Here is a 16477-nt window from a genome sequence, read left to right on the forward strand (position 1 = left end):
GAACACTGACACGCCTGTGCACACCAAATCAACGAACTCAGTACGCGCACTCAGCGGAAACAACGTGACCATGAACAGCTCCTTCAATCAGAGCGTTGCTCCCACCATATGAATCCGCCCGCGAAATAGCAGCACCAAGTGCGACCGGAGCACGGGCGGGAGCAGCCGTGCGGGCGGTCAGATCAGGCGGCGCAGCGCCTCGTCCAGCGAGATCGCCTGGGCTGCGGCGCGATCGCGCAGGCGGGAATGCTCGTCGGCGGTCAGCGTGACCTGCACGGTGACGGGCTCGGCGGCCGAGACGTTCAGGCCGTCGAGAAGATCGGATGCCTCGGCCCACAGCTGCTGGGGGCGGCCGGACCCTTCGGCAAGCTCAGGGACCGGTTGGGGCTCAGCAGCCGGCTGACCGTCGCTCGCTGAGCCGGTCGAAGCGGCCGCGCCGCCCATCATGAACCCGGGCCCGCGGTTCGGCTCGCGCTTGGCCTGATACGCCTTCGCGGCCGAATTCGCCCGTACATCGGCGGCCTCATTCAGGTCGTGACCGGCGTGGCCCTTGACCCAGACGAACTTCACATCGCGGCCCTGCATCGCCTCATCGAGCGACTCCATCAGGTCTCGGTTGAGCACGGGAGCACCGTCGGCTTTGCGCCATCCGCGGCGCTTCCACCCCGGCATCCATTTGGTGATTGAGTCGATGACGTACTTGCTGTCGCACATGATCAGCAGCGATTCGTTGCTACCGGCAGTCGCCCGCAACAGCTCCAGCACGGCCTGCAGCTCACCCTGGTTGTTCGTGCCGTGCGGTGATCCGCCGGCCGCCCAGTTCGCATCGTCGATGTACCAGGCCCAGCCGTTGGGGCCAGGGTTTCCCAGGGCGGAGCCGTCTGCTGCGGCGGTGATCGTCATCCTTCAACCGTAACCGCCCGGCCGCCGTCGCCCGGGCGCGGCGGCGCGTCAGTCTTTCGGCTCAGCTGTCTCGATGACAGCGGCCTCCGGGGCCGGCGGTGCAACAGGGAACACGATCGAGGTCACCTCGGCAGCGAAACCGAGTCCGAGACCGATATCGAGTGGATCGACAGCGGAGGGGGCATCCAGGTGATCGACAGCATCCGTCTCTTGCGGCTCACCGGGCAGCGCCGCCCAGGCGGTCTTCTCTTCAGGTCGTTGTGTGAACAGTCCCATGGATTCCTCAGAAGTCGGCGATGATGAGCTTCTTCATCTGCATCATCTTCTCGTACGCGCCTGGGCGCGCCATCAGCTCGCCCATGTTCTCCGGCACGATCTGCCAGCAGAGCCCGTAGCGATCGGCCAGCCAGCCGCACTGTTCAGCCTCCGGCATGCTGCTCAGCGCGTTCCAGTACTCGTCGATCTCGGCCTGGTCGGTGCAGCGCACCTCGAGGGATACGCCGCAATCGAAGGTGAAGTCCTGCACGATCGCCGAGTCCATCATCGCGAACCACTGCCCGGCCAGACGGAACTCGCCGAACATCACACTGCCGGCATCCGCTGGTCCGGTCTGCTCCGGATACTCCGCGATGAAGCCCACTCCGGCGGAGGGAAACAGTGATGAATAGAACGTTGCGGCCTCGTGCGCCAGGTTCTGGACGGGACCGGCGAACATCAGCTGCGGGATCACGAAGGGCCGCGGCTCGCCCTCCGGATTCGTCAGCAGCAGCTGCCAGCTGACGCCGTAGCGATCCTGAACCCACCCGTAGCGCGGGCTGAACGGATACTCGCCGAGCTCCATCATCACGGAACCGCCATCGCTGAACTTCGCCCACGTCTCATCGAGGCTCGCGCGTGCTGTGTCGCGGTCGCCGTCGAAGCGCAACGGATCGAAGTTCAGCATGAACGACACCGAAGGGTTCGGGCGGAACTCATCCCCGGCGTTGATCAGGGTGAGCAGATACCCGTCGATCACGACGTCGACGGTGAGCGTCTTACCGGCGAACTGCGCCTGCCAATCGTCGACCTCGTTCGGATACGTTGCCCCCACCGTCGCGGTGGTGTCGGGGAAGACATCGGCGTAGAACGCGCCGGCCTCGTCGGCGTTCTGGTTGCACCAGATGTTCGGGACGATTTTTTGGGACATGACGACTCCTTGTTGCGTTCGGATCCCCTCGCACGGTTGTCCTGCTCGAATCCAGCGTGCTCCCGAGAGCTGGCGGATGCAAGGGGGTTGAGCACAGTTCGGGCGGCGCATCTAGGGTGGGGGGATGGCGTCCTCGATTGCAATCGACTTCAACTGGGGTTCCTGGCTGGGCACGGCGATCGCCTTGCTGATCGCTGTCATCGCTGTCGCCGCTGTCGTGATCGGCGCGCGGTTCATCGCCGGTCGGGCGCATGGGAGTGCAGCGTGGGTCCGGGACCTTGAGCGGCGCATCCGCACTCCCGGAATGGTGCTGGTATTTCTCATCGCGGTTTGGATCACATTCGCCTTCACTGAGCCTGCCCAGCTCGAGTGGTGGGCGGTGCTCGAACGTGTTCTGCTGATCGCGGTCGTCTTGGTGGGGGCGTGGTCGCTGTCGACGCTGGTCACCTTCGGCATGGAACAACTCATGCAATACGACGGCACCCGCAGCGACGCCACAAGTGCCGAGGGGCGACGCCGTAAGACCCAGCTCACGGTGTTGAACCGCCTGGTCGTGGTACTGATCTCGATCATCGCGGTCGGTGTGGTGATGTTCTCATTCCCGGAGGTGCGGGCGGTGGGTACGAGCATCCTGGCATCCGCCGGTGTCGTCAGCATCGTCGCCGGTCTTGCCGCGCAGTCAACCCTCGGAAACCTGATTGCCGGGGTGCAGATCGCGTTCAACGGCGCAATCCGAGTCGGCGACGTCGTGGTGATCGAAGGCGAAATGGGAACGATCGGCGAGATCAACCTGTCGTATGTCGTCGTCTACATCTGGGACGAGCGCCGGCTCATCCTGCCGTGCACCTACTTCACGACGAACCCGGTCGAGAGCTGGACTCGGCGTTCGGAGAAGATCCTCGGCACCGTCTACATGGACCTTGATTGGCGCGTGCCGGTGGATGCTGTCCGTGAGAAGTTCATGGAGATCATCGAGGGATCGGATGCCTGGGACCGCCGCTCCGCGAACGTCCTGGTCACCGGATCCGAGGGCGGTTACGTCACGGTGCGGTTCAAGATCTCGGCGAAGAACTCCGACGATCAGTGGGATCTGCGCTGCCTCGTGCGCGAGAAGATCGTGACCTGGTTGCAGCAGGAGCACCCCGAGGCGCTGCCGGTCACTCGAGTGACGTTGGAGCGTCCGGCGCAGTAGCGGCTGCGCCGCGCACCGCGTCGACGAGTTCCCGCCACGCGCCGGTCAGCTCGGATTCGGCCAGTTCACGTTCGCGCTCCTCGCGGGCTATGCGAGCCCGGATGCTCCACACATAGCGGTCAGCGCCGGGTGAGGTTTCCTTCGGGTCGCTCCATGGGCAGCGTTCGATCAACGTGATCCAGACATCGACGTCCGGATGAAGCGGCTCCACCTCCCAGCGGCGACGGATGCCGGCGACACCACCTGATCGCACGACGGCGATCATCACGGGCGAGGCGGTTCCTGCGCTGTCATTCGGCGCGTCGATCTCGTTCATCCTCGAAGACTCCCACGGTTCTCCAGGCGTCGCGCACGGCCGCGGCGACGTCTGACTCACCGTACTCCCCGATGGCTGCGGCCACGGTGGCATCGGCGAACTGGTGGAACGTCGCTGTCGGCGACAGGCCACCGGTGAGTGCGCGGTACCAGACCAGGCCCGCACGCTCCCAAGCGTGGCCACCCAGGGCGCGGGCGGTCAGTGCGAAGGCGCGGTTCGGGATGCCGGAGTTGATGTGCACACCGCCGTTGTCCTCGGTGGTCTGCACGAAATCGCGCATGTGTCCGGGCTGCGGGTCCTTGCCGAGCTCGTCATCGTCATAGGCGGTGCCCGGCTCGAGCATCGAGCGCAGCGCTGTGCCCTGCACCGCGTCGGTGAAGATGCCAGCGCCGATCAGCCAGGTCGCCTGATCTGCGGTTTGGCCTGCGCTGAACTGTTCGGTCAACGCGCCGAAGACGTCGGCGATCGATTCGTTCAGGGCACCCGGCTGCCCCTGATACTCGAGATTCGCGGTGTGCTGGATGACGCCGTGCGCGAGTTCGTGGCCGATGACGCTGAGCGAACCGGTGAAGCCCTGGAACACCTCGCCGTCGCCGTCACCGAACACCATGCGCTCGCCGTCCCAGAAGGCGTTGTCGTAGTCGATGCCGTAGTGCACGGTGGCGTCCAGGCGTGCGCCGAGCCCATCGAGGGAGTTGCGCTCGAACGCCGCGAGCAGCAGCTCGAACGTCGCGCCGAGGCCGTCGAACGCCTCATTGACAGTGGTGTCGTCGACAGCGGCTTCGCCCTCACTGCGTACGACGAGTCCGGGGAGCTTCTCGGTGTTCTGTGCGTCGCTGATCGTGCGGTTCGGAGCATCCGTCAACTCCGCGATGAGGTCGCCGTGCTCGTCGATCGACAGGTTGATCCTGGCGCGGAACGGCGGCCGACCAGCGAGCAGGGTCTGTCGCGCAGCATCCGCCGCCTTGGTGAAGCGCCCCGACTGCGCGACGCGCGCGAGCAGGTACGCCGGGACGATTCCGTGTGCGCAGTGGTCCATACCGCGACCATACGCGCAGGGACGGACGCTTTCGAGTGCCGGATCCCAGACGGAGTGTGTGCGCGGCGGCGTGTTGGGGCGGCGACACGCCGCCGGAGCGGACGGACGTCTGGGATTCGGCACGGGATGCCTCGGGTCAGACTCCCAGCACTCTCGCGTAAAATCAGCCCAATGACCGATGTGCCTGCTGCCGACACCTCTGATCTCGGCGACGGCCTCGATCCCGCCGATCTTGAGACCACGCTGCGGGTGCTCGCATCCATGGACCAGATCAGCGAAGAGCATCCCGACTACATCGCCGTCCGCCGTGCGACCGCGGCGATGTTCAAGGCCGTCAAGCGCGTGCGCCGCAAGGAGATCCGCGACGCGATCGCGGCGGCCGACAGGGCAGTTGTGGCGAACACCGCCACCGGCGCACCCGACCGGATCGACGACGAGACTCGTGGAAATGATCTCGCCTCGAACGTGGATGCTCCGATCGCCGGCGAGCTGCTCAAACCCCGCAACTGCTACATCTGCAAGCAGCCCTACACGCTCGTCGACGCGTTCTATCACCAGCTTTGCCCGGATTGCGCACGCTTCAGCCACGGCAAGCGCAACGCCCGCACCGACCTGACCGGCAGGCGCGCCCTGCTCACCGGTGGCCGCGCGAAGATCGGGATGCACATCGCGTTGCGACTGCTCCGCGACGGCGCGCACCTGACGATCACGACCCGCTTCCCGCGTGATGCCGTGCGCCGCTTCTCGTCGCTGCCGGATGCTTCGGACTGGCTGCACCGGTTCCGTGTCGTGGGCATCGATCTGCGTGACCCTGCCCAGGTGATCGGGCTGGCCGATTCGGTCGCCGCGCAGGGGCCACTGGACATCCTCATCAACAACGCCGCACAGACGGTTCGGCGCTCGCCGGGTGCATATTCTCTGCTGGCGGATGCTGAGATGCAGCCGTTGCCGGATGGGCCGCTGCCCGAGATGGAGACGTTCGGGCACACTGTCGATCCGCATCCGCAGGCGTTGCAGGCCTCGGTGGATTCGAACCCACTGCTGTCGGTGGCCGCTCTCGGCGGCACCGTGGCCGAGCAGGGCGGGCAGGCGCTCACCGCCGAAGACCTCGCACGACTCGCGATGGCGCCGGGGTCGTCTTCGCTGGCCAAACACGCTGACGGTTCGGCGATCGATGCGGGCGGCCTCGTGCCGGACATCGACCACGTCAACAGTTGGGTGCAGTCGATCGAGCAGGTCGACCCGCTCGAGATGCTCGAGGTGCAGCTGGCGAATACGACCGCGCCGTTCCTGTTGATCAGCAGGCTTCGGGCCTCGATGGCTTCGTCTGATGCGCACCGCAAGTACATCGTGAACGTCTCGGCGATGGAGGGGCAGTTCTCGCGCCGCTACAAGGGCCCAGGGCATCCGCACACCAACATGGCCAAGGCGGCGCTCAACATGCTCACCCGCACCAGTGCCGGCGAGATGCTCGAGAAGGACGGCATTCTGATGACAGCCGTCGATACCGGCTGGATCACCGACGAGCGACCGCACCACACCAAGGTGCGCCTCGCCGAGGAGGGCTTCCACGCACCGCTCGACCTCGTCGATGGCGCTGCGCGCGTGTACGACCCGATCGTGCAGGGCGAGCTCGGCATCGATCAGCACGGGGTGTTCCTGAAGGACTACAAGCCGAACCCCTGGTGATGGGGCTGGGCGTTCGGGGCATCCGCCCTGTTACACCCGTCGGAGGGTGTTACACCTGACGGACCTTTTGGTCCGATTCCTCCTGCATCTGCAACATCCTCCGACGGATGCAACGGCTGCGCCCGCGCCCGAATTCGCACCCGCTGTTAACCTCCACGCGGTAAACCTGGTGTTATGTCTGCTTTGCGAATCTTGCACCTCACCGACACCCATCTTTTCGGGGATGAGACCCTGCACTACGGGGTCGTTGACACCGCCGAACGGCTACGCCTGACGCTCGCGCATATGGCAGATCGCCCCTTCGATCTGGTCGTGTGCTCGGGCGATGTCAGCGAAGACGGGTCTGAGGGTTCGTACCGGCGCGCTCGTGATCTGATTGGCGAATGGGCGCGCGAGCGCGGCGCCCGTGCGGTGTTCGCGATGGGGAACCATGATCGCCGTGCGCCCTTCCGTGCGGTGCTGGGCGGCGGACAACCGGATGCTGGCGAGCAAACCCTCGAAGGTGCAGAAGCCCCCGTCGCCTCAGTCGCTGAGCATGACGGCTGGCGCGTGATCGTGCTGGATAGCTCGGTGCCCGGCCGAGGGTACGGCGCCATCGATCAGGCGCAGAAGCAATTTTTCGAACAGGCGATCCAGAGCCCGGCCGAACACGGCACTGTCGTGGTCGTGCATCACCCGCCGATTGACGCGCAGACCGATCTCTTGCAGGCTCTCTGCCTTGATGAGCACGATACCGCGTGGCTGTTGTCAACGATTCGTGGCACCGATGTGCGGGTCATCCTGAGCGGTCACTACCACTTGCCGGTCGTTGAAACCGTTGGTGGCGTGCCGATCGTCGTCGCCCCAGGGGTAGCAAATATCGCCCGGGCTTTTGATCGCCGCACCGAAGAATCCGCCATCGATGCTTACGGCGGAGCGACCGTTGATATCTCGGCTGACCGCGTGCGCGTCGTGCCTTTCGAGCAGCGGATGGCGGCGGATGCTGAAGTCTTCAAATTCGAAGAGGAAGCGGTCGTCCGCATCATCGCCGCCGCCGGGCGCTAAGCTCGACCCGATTCGTGCGAAGTCCTGAGATTCGGATGCCGCGGGCAGCGCCCAAACCGTCAAACTGCGTCGTTGTCATAGCGCAACACGAACTTTGCTTCGTCGCCGCGCAGTCTGCGGCGAACATAAAACACGGGGGTGCCGTACGCATCGGCGGAGACGCCATCGCGCACCAAAAGCGCGGTTCCCAGGGGCACATCGAGCACATCGGCGTCGTCGAAATCGGCGGCAACAGCACTAAAAGCGCGCCATAAATAGCGCAGGTCAAGGCCGAATCCATCGGCGAATGCGCGCACGACGAGGCCGTTTTCACCGACCCGATCCAGTACTTGCGACCACTGCGCAGAGTGCCAGTACGAGTTGGCGATCCAGCGGCGTCCGCCGCGCACCATCACGGTGTCGATCCTGTGCACATCAGCGACCGGAATCCCCAGGTGGCCGGCTGCTTCTTCGGCGAGCGAACCAGATACAGGACCGAACGACAAAACCCGCTCATCCACTTGGCGCACGGGGGCTGCGGAGCGCCGGAGTGCTGCCGAATCGAGGGCATCGGCGGTGGCATCCGACTGTTGACGGGATCGCGGCAGGGTGGCAACAATCTCGACCAGATCGGGAGGGGACACGACAAACGTCCCTACGCCGCGACGGATCTCGACGGCACCCAGGCGCTGCAGTTCGATAATCGCCTGACGCAGGGTAAGTCGAGCCACCCCGAAGCGCTCGGCGAGCGTGGCTTCATTGGGTAACCGTGAACCGGCCGCGAGCGCACCCGACTGAATTTCTTCCCACAGCTCTGTCGCAATCCGACGGTAAACCGGCCCGCTGTTGTCCACACGGCTACGACCACTTTGCATACCGTTCACCTGAAACTCCTCATCGCGTCATCGACGATCCGTAGACATATAGACGTCTTGATCACAGCACGCAGGGATCCGAAAAATTACCTGCAAGAGAAAGGTACGTCATGCGCAGAATGATCGCCTCGACCGGTATGGTCCTCGGCGGAATCCTCCTGGTCGGTTGTGCGAGCGGTGCAGGTTCAACTACACCGGCGAGTGACCCCACCTCGGTCGCATCCGATGCAATCGTCGACATCCGCGTCGGCCTCGAACCCACCAGCCTCGATGTGACCACCACCTCGGGCGCAGGCCTCGTGCAAGTCATGCGGGGCAACGTCTACGAAGGTCTCGTCGGTATTACCGAAGACCTCCAGATCGTTCCGGCGCTCGCCTCGGAGTGGGAGGTCAGCGAAGACGGCCTGACCTACACCTTCACCGTTCGTGACGACGTCACATTCCACGATGGAACGCCCATGACCGTGGATGACGTCGTGGCATCCCTTCAGGCAGCCAGTGCCGAAGGATCGGTCAACCCGGATGCCAAGCGTATGACCCAGGTGGCAAGCGTCGAATCAACCGATGCCTCCACCGTCGTGATCACGCTCGAAGAGCGCGACATTAACTTCTTGGACACCCTCACCACCGCTGCCGGATACGTTGTGTCCAGTGCGTCTGACGCAGACCTTGCGTCCGAAACCAACGGCACGGGCCCGTACACGCTCGACCAGTGGAACCGCGGCGCAACCCTCGCCCTCACGCCGGCCGACGACTACTGGGGTGACGCTCCCGCAAACGGCGGTGTGGTTTTCCACTACATTTCCGATGAGACCACCGCATCTACCGCTCTGCAGAGCGGCGAGATCGACATGATCGCCGGAGCGACAGCTGAAACGGCTGAGTTGTTCAGCGCAGACGACGCCTTCCAGGTTGTCGAGGGTGACTCGACCAGCTGGATGACCCTCGGGTTCAACCACACTGTCGAGTCGCTGTCAGATCAGCGCGTACGCCAGGCCCTGCGCCAGGCAATCGACAAGTCAGAGCTTGCTGAAATCGTCGGTCAGGCTACTGAAGCCGGAAGCATCACGGTTCCGAGCGACCCGTGGTTCGTAGACATGACTGACTCGGCGCCGTTCGACCCGGAAGCTGCGAAAGATCTTCTCGCAGAAGCAGGCTACAGCGACCTCGACCTGACGCTGACCGTGTCGAATACCTACGACACGATCATCACCGAGTTCATCGCTGCTGAGCTCGCCGACATCGGGGTCAACGTCACGATCGACACCGTCGAGTTCGCTACCTGGCTCGAAGATGCGTACACGAACAAGCAGTTCGAGCTCACGATGGTGCTGCACGTCGACCCGTCGACGGCCACGTATTACGGCAACCCGAACTACTACTGGAGCTACGACAACGCCGAGGCGCAGGCTCTTGTTGCCGAAGCGCGCACAGCCACCACCACCGACGTACGCGACGAAAAGATGCGCGAACTCGTCACCCTGGTTGCTGAGGACTCGGCTAGCGACTGGCTCTACACGGCGCAGACCGTCGTTGTCGCGAATGCCGACGTTGCCGGATTCCCTGTGGACCGCATCTCGAACAACTTCCGCGTCAGCGGTATCACCGTCGCGGAGTAACGTGACCATCTCGGCGACCTTGAGTCGGCCACGTGCCGGGCGCGAAGAACTCCTTCGCGCCCGGCACGTCGTGGCCGAAGTACTCGGAGAGATCGGCATCCTGCTGCTCTCCCTGTTTGCCGCGAGCATCGTGATCTTCGGCCTTCTGGCGATCCTTCCAGGAGACCAGGCCGCGATGCTGGGCGGGATGGATGCTACGCCCGAACAGATCCTCACGTTGCGTGCCCAACTGGGCCTAGACCGACCCATCTGGGAGCGGTACTTCGACTGGATCGGCGGCGTACTTACCGGCAACCTCGGAGTCTCCGGGCTCGACGGTCGCGCGGTCGCCGCAGAACTCGGCGAGAAACTACAGGTCACCGTGCCCTTGGGTATCTTGGCTCTGCTGCTTAGCGTCGTCATCGCGCTGCCCGTCGGCATTCTCGCGGCGGTATATCGAGAGAACGCTTTTGGTCGTGCGATTGCGGGGCTCAGCCAGCTCGCCGCAGCCATTCCCACTTTCGTTTTGGGGCTGTTGCTCGTCGTCGCCGTCGCTCTTCCCACACGCCTCCTGCCGGTGCAGGGCTTCCCCGCTGATCGCTGGGCCGACCCCGCAGAAGCGCTGCGCTCACTCATCCTCCCGGCAACGGCCATCGCCATCGGGCAGGCCGCAGTACTGGTGCGCTTCGTGCGCAGCGCCACCATCGACGTGCTCATGAAGGACTGGGTGCGAACCGGGCTCGCCCAGGGCTGGCCGCTCAGCTCAGTGCTGCTGCGACAGGGCCTGCGCAATGCGTCGCTTCCGTTGCTCGGCGTGCTGGGGCTCGAAATTGCTGGCGTTCTCATGGGATCGGTCATTGTTGAGCAGCTCTTCGCGCTTCCTGGTGTCGGAGGAATGCTGCTGGCGGATGTCGGTAACCGAGACATCGTCTCTATTCAAAGCACCCTGTTCGTGCTCACCGCGCTCGTCATGATCAGCACGATGGCACTCACCACTCTTTCCCGTGTTCTTGACCCTCGTATCCGGAGGACCCAGTGATCACTCGTTTCATCCGGCATCCGCTGGGCGCCATCGGCCTCGTACTCGTGGCGATTCCCACGTTCGCAGCCCTGCTCTCGCTGGTGTGGACGCCCTATGACCCGGCCGCCTTCGACCCGATCAACCGCTGGTTGCCGCCTTCGCCAGAGCACCTGTTGGGAACGGATGCCGGAGGGCGCGATCTCTTCAGCATTCTGCTTGCCGGTGCCCAATCGACTATGACTGCGACGGTGCTTGCCACAGCGATCGCCGTGGCGGTCGGCCTGCCGCTGGCTATGGCGACCGCCCTCGCGGGGCGGCGACTGGGGGCAGCCCTCGAACGAGCAATTGATGTGGCCATTGCCTTCCCCACGCTGGTGCTCGCCATCATCCTGGTTACCTCATATGGAGCAAGCCTCTGGGCCTCGTCCGTCGCGATCGGCCTCGGCGGTGCCGTCGTCATCGCCCGCACGATGGTGCCCGAACTGCGTGGTGCGCTCGCCGCTGACTACGTGACGCTCGCCTCTTCTGGCGGGGTCGGCACCCTGGGTATCCTCTCGCGGCACGTCTTGCCCAACGTCGCACCCACGCTTCTGATTCGCGCCACGCAGCTCCTTGCGGCTGCCGCGCTCGCCGAAGCCGGGCTCTCGTACCTCGGTTTCGGAACCCCTGCACCGACGCCGTCGTGGGGTCGGACTCTTGCCGACCTGCAGTCACAGGTGCTCGTGCGCCCCGAAGTGCTGATTGCCCCGAGCCTTGCGATCACCACTCTCGTGATTGGGTTCGCACTGCTGGGCGATGCGCTGCGGGATGCCCTCGAACCCGGCCAGCGCAGCAGGCCCGTCACGCGTGCGCAACGCCGACATGCTGCATCCGTCCCCGACACTGTTTCCGCCCCCGACACCGAGAAGGTGACCGCATGACTCTCTTGGATATCCGCGACCTCACAATCAGCATCGGCGACCGCCGTCTCGTCGATGGAATATCGCTAAGAGTCGAAAGAGGAGAGCGAGTGGGGCTGATCGGTGAATCCGGATCAGGCAAATCGCTCACCTGTATGTCGGTGCTCGGGCTGCTGCCTGCGCGCGGACAGGTCAGTGGCAGTATCACGGTCGAGGGCACGCAGATAATTGGCGCCGACCAGCGCACGCTCCGAGACCTGCGAGGTCGGCGAGTTGGCTGCGTGTTTCAAGAGCCGCAGAGCGCGCTCGACCCGCTGCTTCCCATTCGTCGACACCTCGTTGCACCGCTGCGAGCCCACGGACTGCTGCGCCGTGTGGATGCCAGAGCAACCGCCGTTCGCCTGGCGGAAAGCGTGGGGCTTCCTGAACCAGATTCAATGATTCGTCGGTACCCGCATGAACTTTCCGGCGGACAACGCCAGCGCGTCATGATCGCGATGGCCATGTCGACGAGTCCGTCGCTGTTGTTGGCTGATGAACCAACCACCGCGCTTGATGTCACGGTGCAGGCGAAGGTGCTCGACCTGATGGGTGGCCTGGTTCAGCAGAGCGGCGCCGGCAGTTTGCTCGTGACACACGACATGGCCGTTGCCGCGTCGCACTGCGATCGCATTGTCGTGATGCGCGCGGGGCGAATCATCGAGGAGGGTACCGCCGAGCAGCTTATCCAGCGCCCGCGAGAGGGGTACACCGCCGATCTCATTGATGCGGCGTATGCGACAGGATGGCAGCCGCAGGTCAAGACCCGTGTGGCGGTGGCCGCATGAACAGCGAACTCTTCAGGGCCGAAGACGTGCGGATGGTGCACCCCGGCATGCGGCGACCGGCGCTGGATGGCGTGAACCTGACGATTGAATCGGGCCGCAACCTCGGCATCATTGGCGAATCAGGATCGGGTAAAAGCACACTCGCACGCATCATGCTCGGGCTGCAAAGCCCGACAGCTGGAACCGTTTTGTACCGCGGCGAACCGGTTCCAACCGGGCGCGGTCGTCGAGCGCGAGAATTTCGCCGCAGCGTTCAGGTCGTACTTCAAGATCCGTTCACATCGCTGAATCCCCGGATGCCAGTAGGCAAGATCATCGCTGAACCCGTGCGTGCATTGCGGCCGAAGTGGGATGCTGAGGCGCGAACTTTCGAGTTGCTGGCCGCCGTTGAACTTCCGGCAGACGTCGCCCAGCGGCTTCCCCGAGAACTCTCGGGCGGTCAGCGTCAGCGGGTCGCTATTGCTCGTGCGCTCGCCGTGCGACCCGAAGTTGTTATCGCCGATGAACCCGTGAGCGCGCTCGATGTGTCGGTGCGCGCCCATGTGCTGCGGCTTCTTAGGCGACTAGTCGCCCATGAAGAACTGACCATTGCCGTCATTTCGCACGACCTAGGAATCGTCGACGGATTGTGCGCCGATGCAGCCGTCATGTCGGCGGGAAACATCGTCGAGCACGGACCCGTCTCGCAGGTGCTGGATGCGCCGCAGCATCCGTATACCCGCGAACTCATCGCTAGCGTTCCGGTACTTCCGGTACGAAAGACCGCATCTCGAGAGGAGGGCGAGCATGACGCTCCCCACTGAAACCACTGCACGCCTACATAATTTGCGCCCCGTGGGCGGATTGCCCACCAGCAGCGGAGAGTGGGTGCGTGACGACCTGATGTGGCGTTCGGCAGCACCATTCGCCGCGCGCGCACATGCGAGCGATCTGATCGCCGGACTCGGCATCACCTGCGTTATCGACCTGCGCGATAGGGGAGAGCGCGACCGCACACCCGGGGCCTGGCGGCATGACGACCTCGCCGTGCGAGAGATGCCGGTGTTCGACGACCGGCTGCGGGACATCACCTTCGATGGTTTGCCCGAGCTTTACACGTATATGACCGGCGATTTCGCCCCATCTCTGGTCGCCGCATTCGCGGCGATCGCCGAGCAGGCCGAGCAAGGCGTGCTCATCCACTGCACCGCTGGTAAGGACCGCACCGGCATGCTCAGCGCTTTTGTACTGGATGTGTTGGGGGTCGACCGCGCGCTGATACTCGATGACTTCGCGGCATCCCAGAGCCACCTAGGGCCTGAGTATCTCGCTGATCTCTTTGCAGATGCTGACGTCGAGAACCTACCCGGAATCGTCGCCCACCGCGCCACGGCTTCACCGCCCGAGCTTCTCGCCGACGCACTCGACGCTCTGGAATGTGAGTACGGCAGTATTGCGGCTTTCCTGCTGGCACACGGAGTGAGTCAGGCGCAGCTTGAGAGCCTGCGCGCGGCGTTGGTGGTGCAGGGGCGGCGACCGAAAATGCCAGATGCCGCGGCTACAGCCGATCAACCCCGGTAACAGTCACCACGGCCTCGCCCGCCTCATCGGATGCTGCGAGATTCGAGATGCTCGAGGTGCAGCTGGCGAATACGACCGCGCCGTTCCTGTTGATCAGCAGGCTTCGGGCCTCGATGGCTTCCCGCAAGTACATCGTGAACGTCTCGGCGATGGAGGGGCAGTTCTCGCGCCGCTACAAGGGTCCGGGGCATCCGCACACCAACATGGCCAAGGCGGCGCTCAACATGCTCACCCGCACCAGTGCCGGCGAGATGCTTGAGAAGGACGGGATTCTGATGACGGCCGTCGACACCGGCTGGATCACCGACGAGCGCCCGCATCACACCAAGGTGCGTCTCGCCGAGGAGGGCTTCCACGCACCGCTCGACCTCGTCGATGGCGCTGCGCGCGTGTACGATCCGATCGTGCAGGGCGAGCTCGGCGTCGATCAGCACGGGGTGTTCCTGAAGGACTACAAGCCGAACCCGTGGTGAGCGCGCGTCGGTGACGCCCGGCGCCCGGCGCCCGGACAGTTTGGGGGCCGGATGCACGGATGCCGGACGTTTTCGCCGGATCCGTCCGACATGTGTGCGAGCGCCCCCAGAGTGTCGCCCGGTGAGACATGGTTCGGCCTCGCCGCCAGGCGAAACGGAGCGGGTCGTTACTGTTACCGTGCCTCGCGATGGTGGTCGACGGTGAGCTCGTACAGGTCGCTGCGGTAGAGCGATCTGGTTGTTTCTGCGATCGTGCCGTGTTCGTCCTTGGCTGTGGCCTTCACCGCCAGGCACGGCGTGCCGGTTTCGATGTCCAGCATTCCGGCGGTCTCGGCATCGGGCAGCACGGCGCTGATCCGCGAGGTTGCGCGCTCGATGTTCGTGCTGTAGTGGTCGCGCAGCACCGTGTACAGCGAACCGCTGAGGTCGTGCCCGAGCAGCCCGGGGAACCGGTCGGCAGGCAGCGTCGACACGTCGACCCCGATGGGCGCATCATCTCCGAAACGCAGGCGGCGAATGCTGTAGACGTGGGTTCCTTCGGCAACCTGCAGGCTCGCTGCGGTCTCTTCGTCGGCCGGTTCCATCGACATGCCGAGCACTTGCGAGTGCGGCACCCGGCCATGAGAGCGCATCGCCTCGCTGAAGGACATCAGCGTCATGGTTCTGGTCATCGGCCGCTGCGCGACGAACGTGCCCTTGCCGCGGATGCCCACGATGCGCTTGGCGTCGAGGAGGATCGTGAGCGCGCGCCGGGTCGTCATAGGAGAGACACCGAACTCCTTCGACAGCTCTTCTTCGCTGGGCAGCGCATCGCCAGCGCTCATCGTGTCGATGCGCGAGGAGAGTGTGTGCAGAATCTGCTGATACTTGGCAACCATGTTCGATCTGACCCTATCGGCGTGTGATGACGTGCAACAGCTTTGATTCTGCGGACGGATTCTCGATGCGCAGCAGGCGCTCAGCGCCATCGAGCGGGCTTCCCTCGGCAGGGACGAATTCGAGGGGGAGGTCGAGAGCGCGCGACCTGATCCCGGGCATGAGCAGATCGAGCGCGGCTGCCGCTCCGCCCGTGAATGTCGTGGTGATCGCCTCGTCATCGGTGGCTGCGGACCTGACTGCCGCGTGCAGGCGGTCAGCGATATGCGTTCCGGCCGCGGTGAAGATCGCCGCGGCGTCGGCGTCGCCCTCGCGGGCATGCAGTGCCAGTGGTGAGCAGAGCGCGGCAAGAGCGCGGGGTCCGGTGCTCAGAATGCGTTCGGACCACAGTGTGATCGGACCGAGTTCGCGGATGCAGAGCTCGAGGATGCTCTGGTGGTCGCTGACACCTTCGTGGGTGTCGATGGCATGGCGCACCGCGCGCTGGCCGATCCACGCGCCGGAACCGCGGTCATCGAGCAGAAGTCCGTATCCTCCTATGTGCGTGAACGGGCCATCTGCCGTCATGCGCACGGTGACGAGCCCGGTGCCGATCGCCACAACGATGCCCGGGCGGCCTGCCAGGGCGCCCAGATGCGCGGTCAGCCCATCGTCTGCGATGCGCACCTCGTGAGCGCCGAGCGGTTGGAGAGCCGCGGTATCGAAGCGCGATGCATCCCCCCAGACTCCGGTCGCGCCGACCGCGACGCGTTCGCAGCGGATGTCGAGCGCGCAAAGCTGTGTGACCAGCTCCCCGAGGGATTTGGAACTAATCATAGAGTTGACCACAGCATGATCGCTTGAGCGCAGCAGTCTGGCGCGGACACCGGTCCCCCCGATATCTATACAGATATCGACGCTGTTCAGGCCCCGGTGCTGATTATTGACGATTCCGATCATGGCTGTTAGCTTATCGTGTACACCTAGTGTTTAACTAGATCCCTAGGGTTGTTGTGATCTT

17 protein-coding genes and 1 pseudogene are annotated in these 16477 nt (G+C 64.4%); 10 read left to right on the forward strand and 8 right to left on the reverse strand.

Translation table 11 applies throughout. The features are described 5' to 3' along the window. Nucleotides 1-177: 177 nt before the first annotated feature. Genes ACSU1L_RS15430 through ACSU1L_RS15440 form a run of 3 tightly spaced genes read right to left on the reverse strand, consistent with a single transcriptional unit; the run spans nucleotide 178 to nucleotide 2089 of the window. Complete coding sequence (locus ACSU1L_RS15430) at nucleotides 178-903, reverse strand: ribonuclease H family protein (RefSeq protein ID WP_438252691.1); 726 nt, start codon at nucleotides 901-903, stop codon at nucleotides 178-180. A 48-nt stretch (nucleotides 904-951) separates the two neighbouring features. After that, nucleotides 952-1179: a hypothetical protein gene (locus ACSU1L_RS15435; protein WP_439256381.1), complete on the reverse strand. Its 228-nt coding sequence runs from the start codon at nucleotides 1177-1179 to the stop codon at nucleotides 952-954. 7 nt (nucleotides 1180-1186) lie between these two features. Next, entirely contained in the window at nucleotides 1187-2089 is a 903-nt protein-coding gene (locus tag ACSU1L_RS15440) for a VOC family protein (protein ID WP_439256382.1), read from the reverse strand. A 124-nt stretch (nucleotides 2090-2213) separates the two neighbouring features. Here ACSU1L_RS15440 and ACSU1L_RS15445 point away from each other — a divergent pair, with 124 nt between their 5' ends. Beyond that, the gene (locus ACSU1L_RS15445) at nucleotides 2214-3281 is read left to right on the forward strand and encodes a mechanosensitive ion channel family protein (RefSeq protein WP_438252694.1); all 1068 of its coding nucleotides are present in this window, start codon (nucleotides 2214-2216) and stop codon (nucleotides 3279-3281) included. On the opposite strand, the gene ACSU1L_RS15450 is transcribed toward ACSU1L_RS15445, so the two are convergent. Both ACSU1L_RS15450 and ACSU1L_RS15455 read right to left on the reverse strand, forming a co-directional pair. Beyond that, a complete protein-coding gene (locus ACSU1L_RS15450; protein WP_439256383.1) occupies nucleotides 3247-3597 on the reverse strand; it encodes a protealysin inhibitor emfourin in 351 nt (116 codons plus the stop codon). The genes ACSU1L_RS15445 and ACSU1L_RS15450 overlap by 35 nt on opposite strands. Further along, nucleotides 3572-4636, reverse strand: a complete 1065-nt coding sequence (locus tag ACSU1L_RS15455) for a M4 family metallopeptidase (RefSeq protein WP_439256384.1) — start codon at nucleotides 4634-4636, stop codon at nucleotides 3572-3574. The genes ACSU1L_RS15450 and ACSU1L_RS15455 overlap by 26 nt, the downstream gene beginning before the upstream one ends. A 171-nt stretch (nucleotides 4637-4807) precedes the next feature. Between ACSU1L_RS15455 and ACSU1L_RS15460 the strand changes: the two genes are divergently transcribed. Both ACSU1L_RS15460 and ACSU1L_RS15465 read left to right on the forward strand, forming a co-directional pair. Continuing rightward, nucleotides 4808-6325, forward strand: coding sequence for an SDR family NAD(P)-dependent oxidoreductase (locus ACSU1L_RS15460; RefSeq protein WP_439256385.1), 1518 nt, complete (start codon nucleotides 4808-4810; stop codon nucleotides 6323-6325). A gap of 174 nt (nucleotides 6326-6499) precedes the next feature. Next, nucleotides 6500-7369: a metallophosphoesterase gene (locus ACSU1L_RS15465; protein WP_439256386.1), complete on the forward strand. Its 870-nt coding sequence runs from the start codon at nucleotides 6500-6502 to the stop codon at nucleotides 7367-7369. Between the two features lie 59 nt (nucleotides 7370-7428). On the opposite strand, the gene ACSU1L_RS15470 is transcribed toward ACSU1L_RS15465, so the two are convergent. Then, nucleotides 7429-8223 carry a GntR family transcriptional regulator gene (locus ACSU1L_RS15470; protein WP_439256485.1) on the reverse strand — a complete coding sequence of 265 codons (795 nt, stop codon included), beginning with the start codon at nucleotides 8221-8223 and terminating at the stop codon, nucleotides 7429-7431. Between the two features lie 110 nt (nucleotides 8224-8333). Between ACSU1L_RS15470 and ACSU1L_RS15475 the strand changes: the two genes are divergently transcribed. The 7 genes and pseudogenes from ACSU1L_RS15475 to ACSU1L_RS15505 all read left to right on the forward strand — a co-directional run. Next, complete coding sequence (locus tag ACSU1L_RS15475) at nucleotides 8334-9842, forward strand: ABC transporter substrate-binding protein (RefSeq protein WP_438252699.1); 1509 nt, start codon at nucleotides 8334-8336, stop codon at nucleotides 9840-9842. Nucleotide 9843: 1 nt separating this feature from the next. Then, nucleotides 9844-10860 (forward strand): ABC transporter permease, encoded by a 1017-nt coding sequence (locus tag ACSU1L_RS15480; RefSeq protein WP_438252700.1) that lies wholly within the window; start codon nucleotides 9844-9846, stop codon nucleotides 10858-10860. Next, nucleotides 10857-11762 (forward strand): ABC transporter permease, encoded by a 906-nt coding sequence (locus tag ACSU1L_RS15485; protein WP_439256387.1) that lies wholly within the window; start codon nucleotides 10857-10859, stop codon nucleotides 11760-11762. Before ACSU1L_RS15480 ends, ACSU1L_RS15485 begins: the two co-directional genes overlap by 4 nt. Next, complete coding sequence (locus tag ACSU1L_RS15490) at nucleotides 11759-12568, forward strand: ABC transporter ATP-binding protein (RefSeq protein WP_439256388.1); 810 nt, start codon at nucleotides 11759-11761, stop codon at nucleotides 12566-12568. Before ACSU1L_RS15485 ends, ACSU1L_RS15490 begins: the two co-directional genes overlap by 4 nt. Beyond that, nucleotides 12565-13371, forward strand: coding sequence for an ABC transporter ATP-binding protein (locus tag ACSU1L_RS15495; protein WP_439256389.1), 807 nt, complete (start codon nucleotides 12565-12567; stop codon nucleotides 13369-13371). Before ACSU1L_RS15490 ends, ACSU1L_RS15495 begins: the two co-directional genes overlap by 4 nt. Continuing rightward, entirely contained in the window at nucleotides 13355-14128 is a 774-nt protein-coding gene (locus ACSU1L_RS15500) for a tyrosine-protein phosphatase (protein ID WP_439256390.1), read from the forward strand. Before ACSU1L_RS15495 ends, ACSU1L_RS15500 begins: the two co-directional genes overlap by 17 nt. A gap of 44 nt (nucleotides 14129-14172) precedes the next feature. Next, a pseudogene (locus tag ACSU1L_RS15505) lies at nucleotides 14173-14601 on the forward strand (hypothetical protein); the annotation flags it as partial. 173 nt (nucleotides 14602-14774) lie between these two features. On the opposite strand, the gene ACSU1L_RS15510 reads toward ACSU1L_RS15505, so the two are convergent. Both ACSU1L_RS15510 and ACSU1L_RS15515 read right to left on the reverse strand, forming a co-directional pair. Next, nucleotides 14775-15479 carry a GntR family transcriptional regulator gene (locus ACSU1L_RS15510; protein ID WP_439256391.1) on the reverse strand — a complete coding sequence of 235 codons (705 nt, stop codon included), beginning with the start codon at nucleotides 15477-15479 and terminating at the stop codon, nucleotides 14775-14777. Nucleotides 15480-15492: 13 nt separating this feature from the next. Further along, nucleotides 15493-16416 carry a BadF/BadG/BcrA/BcrD ATPase family protein gene (locus ACSU1L_RS15515; protein ID WP_439256392.1) on the reverse strand — a complete coding sequence of 308 codons (924 nt, stop codon included), beginning with the start codon at nucleotides 16414-16416 and terminating at the stop codon, nucleotides 15493-15495. Nucleotides 16417-16477 lie beyond the last annotated feature (61 nt).

The organism is Microbacterium sp. A94 (assembly GCF_051842855.1).
Taxonomy (GTDB): Bacteria; Actinomycetota; Actinomycetes; order Actinomycetales; family Microbacteriaceae; genus Microbacterium.